Source organism: Kitasatospora sp. NPDC057500, assembly GCF_042802195.1.
In the GTDB taxonomy this organism is placed as follows: domain Bacteria; phylum Actinomycetota; class Actinomycetes; order Streptomycetales; family Streptomycetaceae; genus Kitasatospora.
Genome location: NZ_JBHVER010000088.1, coordinates 21485 through 30354, shown reverse-complemented (window position 1 = coordinate 30354; position 8870 = coordinate 21485). Strand labels below are relative to the sequence as shown.

At 73.7% G+C, this 8870-nt stretch carries 4 protein-coding genes, 2 pseudogenes and 1 riboswitch; of the genes and pseudogenes, 3 read left to right on the top strand and 3 right to left on the bottom strand.

Going from position 1 to position 8870, the window contains the following annotated elements:
* Positions 1-101: 101 nt before the first annotated feature.
* Positions 102-818, top strand: a complete 717-nt coding sequence (locus ACFU74_RS20005) for a vancomycin high temperature exclusion protein (protein ID WP_380758443.1) — start codon at positions 102-104, stop codon at positions 816-818.
* Positions 819-869: 51 nt separating this feature from the next.
* Entirely contained in the window at positions 870-2276 is a 1407-nt protein-coding gene (locus ACFU74_RS20000) for a DNA polymerase IV (protein WP_380758439.1), read from the top strand.
* A 135-nt stretch (positions 2277-2411) separates the two neighbouring features.
* Here the strand turns inward: ACFU74_RS20000 and ACFU74_RS19995 are convergent, their stop codons facing one another.
* From ACFU74_RS19995 to ACFU74_RS19985, 3 genes and pseudogenes are all read right to left on the bottom strand, one after another.
* A complete protein-coding gene (locus tag ACFU74_RS19995; protein WP_380758437.1) occupies positions 2412-3902 on the bottom strand; it encodes an MFS transporter in 1491 nt (496 codons plus the stop codon).
* 151 nt (positions 3903-4053) lie between these two features.
* Positions 4054-4473 (bottom strand): annotated as a pseudogene (locus tag ACFU74_RS19990) (DUF2382 domain-containing protein); the annotation flags it as partial.
* A gap of 465 nt (positions 4474-4938) precedes the next feature.
* Positions 4939-5328: pseudogene (locus ACFU74_RS19985) on the bottom strand (PRC-barrel domain-containing protein); the annotation flags it as partial.
* 216 nt (positions 5329-5544) lie between these two features.
* A riboswitch (glycine riboswitch) is annotated at positions 5545-5648 on the top strand.
* A 238-nt stretch (positions 5649-5886) separates the two neighbouring features.
* Between ACFU74_RS19985 and gcvP the strand changes: the two are divergent.
* Positions 5887-8787 carry an aminomethyl-transferring glycine dehydrogenase gene (gene gcvP / locus ACFU74_RS19980; protein WP_380758435.1) on the top strand — a complete coding sequence of 967 codons (2901 nt, stop codon included), beginning with the start codon at positions 5887-5889 and terminating at the stop codon, positions 8785-8787.
* The last annotated feature ends 83 nt before the right edge of the window (positions 8788-8870 follow it).

Below are 8870 nucleotides of genomic sequence, written 5' to 3'. Positions count from 1 at the left end.
GACGGGGAACCGTCCGGGCCCACGGCGTCGTCGTGCCCGGTGAGTGCCGGGACGAGCCAGGTGGGCCGGCCGAGGGAGGGCATGTGCGGTTCGGTTCCGGGATTCCCGCGCTGGTGGCGCGCAGGGCGGTGCGGCTCGGCCTGCGGCTGCGCCGGCGGCCGGCTCAGCGGCGGCTGTTCCAGCTGGTGGCGGTCGGCTGCTCGCTGGCGCTCGCGCCGAGCGCCTGGCTGTGGCTGGCGGCGGGGGACCGGGTGGGGACGGTGGCGAGCGCGCCGCCTGCGCCGGTGGCCGTGGTGTTCGGTGCCGGGCTGTTCGACGGCAGGCCTTCGCCGTACCTGGCGCACCGCCTGGACGCGGCGGTGGAGCTGTACGGGGCGGGGAAGGTCCAGGCGATCCTGGTCACCGGGGACAACGGCCGGACGGGCTACGACGAGACCGACGCGATGCGCGGCTACCTGATCGAGCACGGGGTGCCGGAGGTCCGGGTGGTCGGCGACTACGCGGGGTTCGACACCTGGGACTCCTGCACCCGGGCGCACCGGATCTTCGGGGTGGACCGGGCGGTGCTGGTGAGCCAGGACTTCCACGTCCGCCGGGCGCTGGCGCTCTGCGAGGCGGCGGGCATCGAGTCGTACGCGGTGGGGGTGCCGGAGGCGCGCAACGCCACCTGGCTGTACGGCGGGTTCCGGGAGATCCCGGGGGCCGGGAAGGCGGCGCTGAACGCCTGGCTGCGGCCGGACCCGCTGTTCCTCGGGCCGCGCGAGCACGGCATACCGCAGGCGCTGGCGGACGCGGGCCCGGAGCAGGCGGCGCGCTGAGGCGCCGGCGGCTTCGGCGGCGTTGTCGGACCCGTACGGCATGATCGGCAGGTGCGGTCACTGCCGAGCATCATCCACCTCGACATGGACGCCTTCTTCGCGTCGGTGGAGCAGGCGGCCAAGCCGAGCCTGCGCGGCAAGCCGGTGATCGTCGGCGGGCTGGGCGGGCGCGGGGTGGTCTCGACCGCCTCCTACGAGGCGCGGCGGTTCGGGGTGCACTCGGCGATGCCGACGGCGCAGGCGCGCCGGCTCTGCCCCAACGCGGCCTTCCTGACCGGGCGCTTCGAGGCGTACCGGCAGGTGAGCGAGCTGGTGATGGCGTTGCTGCGGGAGCTGTCGCCGCTGGTGCAGCCGCTGAGCCTGGACGAGGCCTTCGTCGACCTGGAGGCCGGTCCCTACGGACCGGTGCTGGCCGAGGCGGAGCACGGAACGGGGGAGCGGCTGGTGCTGGCCCTGGCGGAGGACCTGCGGGCGGACATCGAGCGGCGGACCGGGCTGACCGCCTCGGTCGGGGCCGCGGGGTCGAAGCTGATGGCCAAGATCGCCTCCGAGCGGGCCAAGCCGGACGGGCTGGTGCTGATCGAGCCGGGGCAGGAACGGGCGGTGCTCGGGCCGATGCCGGTGCGGGCGCTGCCGGGGATCGGTCCGGCCACCGAGCAGGTGCTGCGCCGGGCGGGGCTGAACACGGTGGCCGAGCTCGCCGAGGCCGGTGAGGCGGAGCTGGTGCAGCTGCTGGGCAAGGCGCACGGGGCCGGGGTGCACCAGATGTCCATAGGTCTGGACGACCGGCCGGTGGTGGCGGACCAGGACGCGAAGTCGGTCTCGGTGGAGGACACCTTCGAGGTGGACCTGGCCGACCGCGACCGGGTGCTGCGCGAGGTGGAGACCCTGGCGCTGCGCTGTGTGCGGCGGCTGCGCGGCGCCGGGCGCTCGGGGCGGACGGTGGTGCTGAAGGTCCGGCGCTTCGACTTCTCGACGCTGACCCGCTCCGAGACGCTGCGCGGCCCGACGGACGACGAGACGGTGATCGTCGAGACGGCCCGGCGGCTGGCCTCGCAGGTGGACATCACGGGCGGGGTGCGGCTGCTGGGCGTCGGGGTGGCGCAGTTGGCCGACTACACCCAGGAGGACCTGTTCGCCCAGGCGGTCCGGGAGGAGGCGGAGGCCGCGGCGGCGGCCGCGGGCGCCGGGGCGGAGGAGGAGCCGGAGGCGGTCGAGGAGGAGGCCGCGGTGGCGCGGCGCTGGCTGCCCGGGCAGGACGTGCGGCACACGGAGTACGGGCCGGGGTGGGTGCAGGGCAGCGGGGTGGGGCGGGTGACGGTGCGTTTCGAGACGCCGTGGAGCGGGCCGGGGCGGGTGCGGACCTTCGCGGTCGAGGATCCGGCACTGGAGCCGGCCCGGCCGCTGCCGCTGCGCGAGGACTGGCCGGCGGAGGCGGAGCGGGAGGACGGCCACTGAGCCGAAGCGGCCCCACCCGGCACAGGGCCGGGTGGGGCCGTTCGCGGATCCGGGCCGCGGACGGTCGCGATGCCCTCGGCGACCGTCCGGGTCCGGTCCCCGCGCCCTGTCCCTGGGCGCGGGTCGGACGCCTCGTCAGGCGTCGGTCTTCACCGGCTCGTGGCCGGGGGTCGGGGCCGCCGTCCGGTTGCCGACGGTCACGCTGGTGACCGGCTTGACGGTGCGGATGAGGAACGGGACGGCGCCGGCCACGACGCAGACCACGGCGGCGGTCCAGAACGCGTGCCGGTAGGCGTCCAGGGTGGGCAGCGAGACCGGGATCGGCAGCTTCATGGTGTCGCCGGTGAGGATCGCGGCCATGACGGCGGTGCCGATCGCGCCGCCGACGGTGCGCAGCACGGCGTTCATGCCGTTGGCGATGCCGCTCTGCTCGACCGGGACGGCGCCGTTGATGTAGGCCGGCATCGCCGAGAAGGCGAGGCCGATGCCGAGGCCGAAGATCGCCGAGGAGAGGTAGATGTCGCCCTCGTGGCTGTGCCGCAGGGCCAGGTAGGCCATCGCGACGGCGCCGAGGACGCCGCCGAGGACCAGCGGCAGGCGGGGGCCGCGGCGGGCGATCAGCAGGGCGCCGAGCGGGGCGGCGACCATCGAGCCGAGGGCGGAGGGCAGCAGCATCACGCCGGCGTGCAGCACGGTGGCGGTGAAGCCGTAGTGGGCGAGCTTCTCCGGGGTCTGGGCGAAGTTGCTGATGACCATGAACGAGCCGTACATGCCGAAGCCGATCAGCAGGCCGGCCAGGTTGGTGAAGGCGACGGCCGGGCGGGACATCATCTTCATGTCGACCAGCGGGTGTGCGACCTTGACCTCGATGAAGCCCCAGATCAGGGCGACCACGGCGGCGACGGCGAACAGGCCCAGGGTCCTGGTGGAGGTCCAGCCCCAGGTGTTGCCCTGGCTGACCGCGACCAGCAGGGCGGAGAGCCAGCCGGCGAGGGTGAGCGCGCCGAGCGGGTCGGCGCCGCCGTCCTTGTCGGTGACCGGGTCGGTGGGCACCCGCAGGGCGACCAGGGCGACCGCGATCAGGCCGAAGACCAGGCCCATCCAGAAGATGGACTTGTAGCTCCAGTGCTCCAGCAGCAGGCCGGTGGCGACCAGGCCGAGGCCGCTGCCGACGCCCATCGAGGCGCTGATGGCGGCGACGCCGCCGGTGACCTTCTGCTTGGGCAGTTCGTCGCGGACGATGCTGATGGCGAGCGGCAGCACGCCACCGCCGGCGCCCTGGAGCACGCGGGCGACGACCAGCCAGGTGAAGGAGTGGGTGGAGACCGCGAGTGCGGAGCCCGCGACCAGGCCGGCGAGCGAGATCAGCAGCATCGGCTTGCGGCCGCGCAGGTCGCCGAAGCGGCCCAGCAGGGGGGTCAGCACGGCGGCCGACAGCAGGTTGGCCGTCATCAGCCAGGTGATGCTGGAGCCGGAGACGTCCAGTTCCTTGGCGAGCGAGGGCAGGATCGGGACGACCGCGGTCTGCACCACGCTGAACGACAGCATCGCCAGGATGAGGGCCGGCAGGACCCGGGCGCTGCTCTGCTTCTCGGCCGCGGTGGTGGGCTGTGGTGCCTCACTCACGGTTGCTTCCTCCCGTACATAGTGAATGAACTGAAGTAACCATGCCGGGAGATACTTCAGAGTGTCAAATATTCATTGGTTAAGCTTTGGCAAAGTGGAAGGACCCCGGCCTGGGCGGCCGGGGTCCTGTGGGAACCGGGGGAAGGCGGGGTCAGACGAGTGGTCTGGCCGGCACCTGACGGGCCGGGTTCTGCGCGGCGGTGGGCGGTGACGACGGGGCTGCGGGGGTGGCCGCGACGTCGTCGTGGATCTCGACCTGCTCGCGCCGCAGCTCCTCGCGGACCACCTCCTCGGTGGTGTACCGCTCGATCACCAGGCGGACCCGTTCGACCGGTGCCAGGTACTTGCGGACCACCGGGCGCTCCTCGCGCAGGGTGACCTCCTCCACCGCCTCGGCGATCTCCTTCTCGTCGAGCGCGGCCCGCTCGGCCTCGCCGACCGGGATCCGTTCGACCCGGACCCGCTCGCGGACCACCGGGACCCGGCGCTCCACGTGCTCGCTGGTCACGTACTTGCGCAGCTTGGCGGTGCCGATCACCTGCCATTCGGTGGTGATGTCCAGGCGTTCCTCGCGGCAGGTGATCTCCACCCGGCCGGTGGGGGAGGCGGCGGCCGGGCCGCTCTCCGGGCGCGAAGTCCGCGACTGGGGCTGCGACTGCGGATGCGACTGGGGCTGCGACTGCGGATGCGACTGGGGCTGCGGATGCGGCTCGACGGCCGGGTGCGGTGCGGCCGACGGGGGAGCCGGGGCGGGGGCGGGCGACGGTGCGGCTGCGGCGGGGGCCGGGTTGACGGGCGCGGGGGTGACGGGGGCCGCGGGGGTGACGGGCGCGGGGGCGGCGAGGGGCCGGATGTGCGTCTCCGGGGCGGGGTCGGCCGGCTTGTCGAGGTCGCCCGCCCGGTGGAAGGTGAGCTGCTTGGCCGGACGGGAGGCGTTGGTCCCGTGGCCCGCGCCGGTCCCGTTGGTGGCGCCGGGCGTCCCGTTCGGAGCGGGAGTCCCGTTCTGGGCGGGCGCGCCCGCCGTGCCGGTGCCGGCGCCGGCCGTGGTGCCGAAGTCGAGGTCGGCAGCCTCTGCCTCCGGGACGCCGCCCGGTGCCGTCGGCCGCCCCTCGCTCGGGGTGTCGAGGCCGTAGTAGCGGTAGAGCTGGAGCTCCTGGGCGGGCGACAGGTGCTGGCCCACGCCGAAGTCCGGTGAGTCCTTCACCAGGGACTTGTCGTACGGCACCCGCAGCTCGTCGCCGGAGAACTCGCTCGTGGTCAGGGGGACGAAGGCGTCCCGGCCGAAGATGCCGGTCCGGACGGCGGCCCACTCGGGCCGGCCGGTGGCGTCGTCCAGGTACACCTCGTCGATGGTGCCGATCTTGTCCCCGTTGCGGTCGACCGCCTTGTGGCCGATCAGGTCCCGTGGGTCGATGTCGGTCTGCACTCTCTTCTCCTCCAGTGCGGTGAGCTCGCGGAACGCCCGCAGGACAGCGCCACTTCACACCAAAAGCCATGAACCGGACGCCCGCGACCGGGGCGCGGCCGGACGGGCGCGGGGCTGCGCCGACCGGGTCACCGGCCCCGTCAGCAACGAAGTCGTCGAACGGCCTGACGCAGCCGTGATCGCGGTGCCTCCCGCTGGTACCCTGGGCGCGACCGCCGAGCCCGCTCGGGAGAGTCCCCGACAGCGGAAACCGCTGGTCGGGGCGCCGAAGGAGCAACTCCTCCCCGGAATCTCTCAGGCATCCGTACCGTGCGGGATAGGTCACTCTGGAAAGCAGGGCAGGATCGCGGGCGAGGGAGCCGGCGGACCCCACCCTCACCGACGGTGCAAGCCGGCGGGGCGTCCCACGGCGCCCCGTGCGGGCGAAGCTCTCAGGTCCCGATGACAGAGGGGGAGGCCTGTCGGGTTCGTCCGACCGGTCGCTCCGCTGTTGCCGCAGCGGTGAGGCGGCCGGCGTGCGCACCCCCGCCGGTCCGTGACCAGGAGGCCTCGACCACCATGAACGCCCAGCCGAACTCGGGACGCCCCACCACCCCCGCGACCCTCACCGAGCTCGAACAGGCCAGCCCCTTCGAGAACCGCCACATCGGCCCCGACGCCGCCGCGCAGGAGAAGATGCTGGCCCAGGTCGGCTACGGCTCGCTGGACGAGCTGGCCACCGCCGCCGTCCCCGAGGCGATCCGCTCGATCACCGCGCTGGACCTGCCCGCCGGCCGCAGCGAGGCCGAGGTCCTCGCCGAGCTGCGCGAGCTGGCCGGCCGCAACTCCGTGCTCACGTCGATGATCGGCCTGGGCTACTACGGCACCTTCACCCCGCCGGTGATCCTGCGCAACGTCATGGAGAACCCGGCCTGGTACACCGCGTACACCCCGTACCAGCCGGAGATCTCGCAGGGCCGCCTGGAGGCGTTGCTCAACTTCCAGACCCTGGTCTCCGACCTGACCGGCCTGCCCACCTCCGGCTCCTCGCTGCTGGACGAGGGCACCGCGGCCGCCGAGGCGATGGCGCTGGCCCGCCGCGTCACCAAGGTCAAGGGCGGCGTCTTCCTGGTCGACGCCGAGACCCTGCCGCAGACCGTCGCGGTGATCAACACCCGCGCCGTGCCCACCGGCGTCGAGGTCGTCGTCGCCGACCTGTCCGAGGGCATCCCGGCCGAGATCGCCGAGCGCGGCGTCTTCGGCGTGCTGCTCCAGTACCCCGGCGCCACCGGCGTGGTCCGCGACCTCGCCCCGGTGATCGAGCAGGCCCACGGCCTGGGCGCGATCGTCGCCGTCGCCGCCGACCTGCTCGCGCTGACCCTGCTGAAGTCCCCGGGCGAGCTCGGCGCCGACATCGCCTGCGGCACCTCCCAGCGCTTCGGCGTGCCGATGGGCTTCGGCGGCCCGCACGCCGGCTACCTCGCGGTGCGCGCCGAGTACGCCCGCTCGCTGCCGGGCCGCCTGGTCGGCGTCTCCGTCGACGCCGACGGCAACCGCGCCTACCGCCTGGCCCTGCAGACCCGCGAGCAGCACATCCGCCGCGAGAAGGCCACCAGCAACATCTGCACCGCCCAGGTGCTGCTCGCCGTGATGGCCTCGATGTACGCCGTCTACCACGGCCCGGACGGCCTGGCCGACATCGCCCGCCGCACCCACCGCTACGCCGCCGCCCTCGCCGAGGGCCTGCGGGCCGGCGGCGTCGAGCTGCTGCACGGCGAGTTCTTCGACACCGTCACCGCGGTCGTCCCGGGCCGCGCCGCCGAGATCGCCGCCGCCGCCCGCGCCAACGGCATCAACGTCTTCCAGGACGGCGCGGACCGGATCTCGGTCTCCACCGACGAGACCACCACCCGCGAGCACCTGGCGGGCGTCTGGGCCGCGTTCGGCGTCGAGGGCGCCGAGGTCGCGGAGGGCGCCGACGCGCTGCCCGCCGCGCTGCTGCGCGAGGACGAGTACCTGACCCACCCGGTCTTCCACAGCCACCGCTCGGAGACCGCCATGCTGCGCTACCTGCGCCGCCTGTCGGACCGGGACTACGCGCTGGACCGCGGCATGATCCCGCTGGGCTCCTGCACCATGAAGCTCAACGCGACCACCGAGATGGAGTCGGTGACCTGGCCGGAGTTCGGCCAGCTGCACCCCTTCGCACCGGTCGACCAGGCCGAGGGCTTCCTCACCCTGATCCGCGGGCTGGAGCGCCAGCTGGTCGAGGTGACCGGCTACGACGCGGTCTCCATCCAGCCGAACGCCGGTTCCCAGGGCGAGCTGGCCGGCCTGCTGGCCGTCCGCGCCTACCACCACGCCAACGGCGACACCCAGCGCGACGTCTGCCTCATCCCGTCCTCCGCGCACGGCACCAACGCCGCCTCCGCCGTGATGGCCGGCATGCGGGTGGTCGTGGTCAAGACCCTGGTCGACGGCGACGTCGACGTCGAGGACCTCAAGGCCAAGATCGAGCAGCACCGCGACAGCCTCTCGGTGCTGATGGTCACCTACCCGTCCACCCACGGCGTGTACGAGACCCAGATCACCGAGATCTGCGGTCTGGTGCACGAGGCCGGCGGCCAGGTGTACGTCGACGGCGCCAACCTCAACGCGCTGGTGGGCCTGGCCAAGCCGGGCAAGTTCGGCGCGGACGTCTCGCACCTGAACCTGCACAAGACCTTCTGCATCCCGCACGGCGGCGGCGGCCCGGGCGTCGGCCCGGTCGCGGTGCGCGCGCACCTCGCGCCGTACCTGCCGAACCACCCGCTCCAGGAGGAGGCCGGCCCGGCCACCGGCGTCGGCCCGATCTCGGCCGCCCCGTGGGGCTCGGCGGGCATCCTGCCGATCTCCTGGTCGTACGTCCGGCTGATGGGCGGCGAGGGCCTCAAGCGCGCCACCCAGGTCGCGGTGCTGAGCGCCAACTACATCGCCAAGCGGCTGGCCCCGCACTTCCCGGTGCTCTACACCGGCCCCGGCGGCCTGGTGGCGCACGAGTGCATCATCGACCTGCGCCCGCTCACCAAGGAGACCGGCGTGACGGTGGACGACATCGCCAAGCGCCTGATCGACTACGGCTTCCACGCGCCGACGATGTCCTTCCCGGTGGCCGGCACCCTGATGATCGAGCCGACCGAGTCCGAGGACCTGCACGAGATCGACCGGTTCTGCGACGCGATGATCGAGATCCGGGCCGAGATCGACAAGGTCGGCTCGGGCGCCTGGGCGGCCGACGACAACCCGCTGCGCAACGCCCCGCACACCGCCGCCACCCTGGCCGGCGACTGGGCGCACGGCTACACGCGGCAGGAGGCGGTCTTCCCGGCCGGCGTGAACCCGGCGGACAAGTACTGGCCCCCGGTCAGCCGGATCGACGGCGCGTACGGCGACCGCAACCTGGTCTGCTCCTGCCCGCCGCTGGACGAGTACGGCGTCTGACCGGCGCACGGCACACGGCAGGGCCCCGGCGGATCCGTCCGCCGGGGCCCTGCCCTTCGCGCTCGTTCCCCCCGTGGAGTGCC

What these genes read in the sequence shown, in the direction of transcription:
- gcvP (WP_380758435.1), top strand. Translation starts at nt 5,887, where the DNA reads ATGAACGCCCAGCCGAACTCGGGACGCCCCACCACCCCCGCGACCCTC.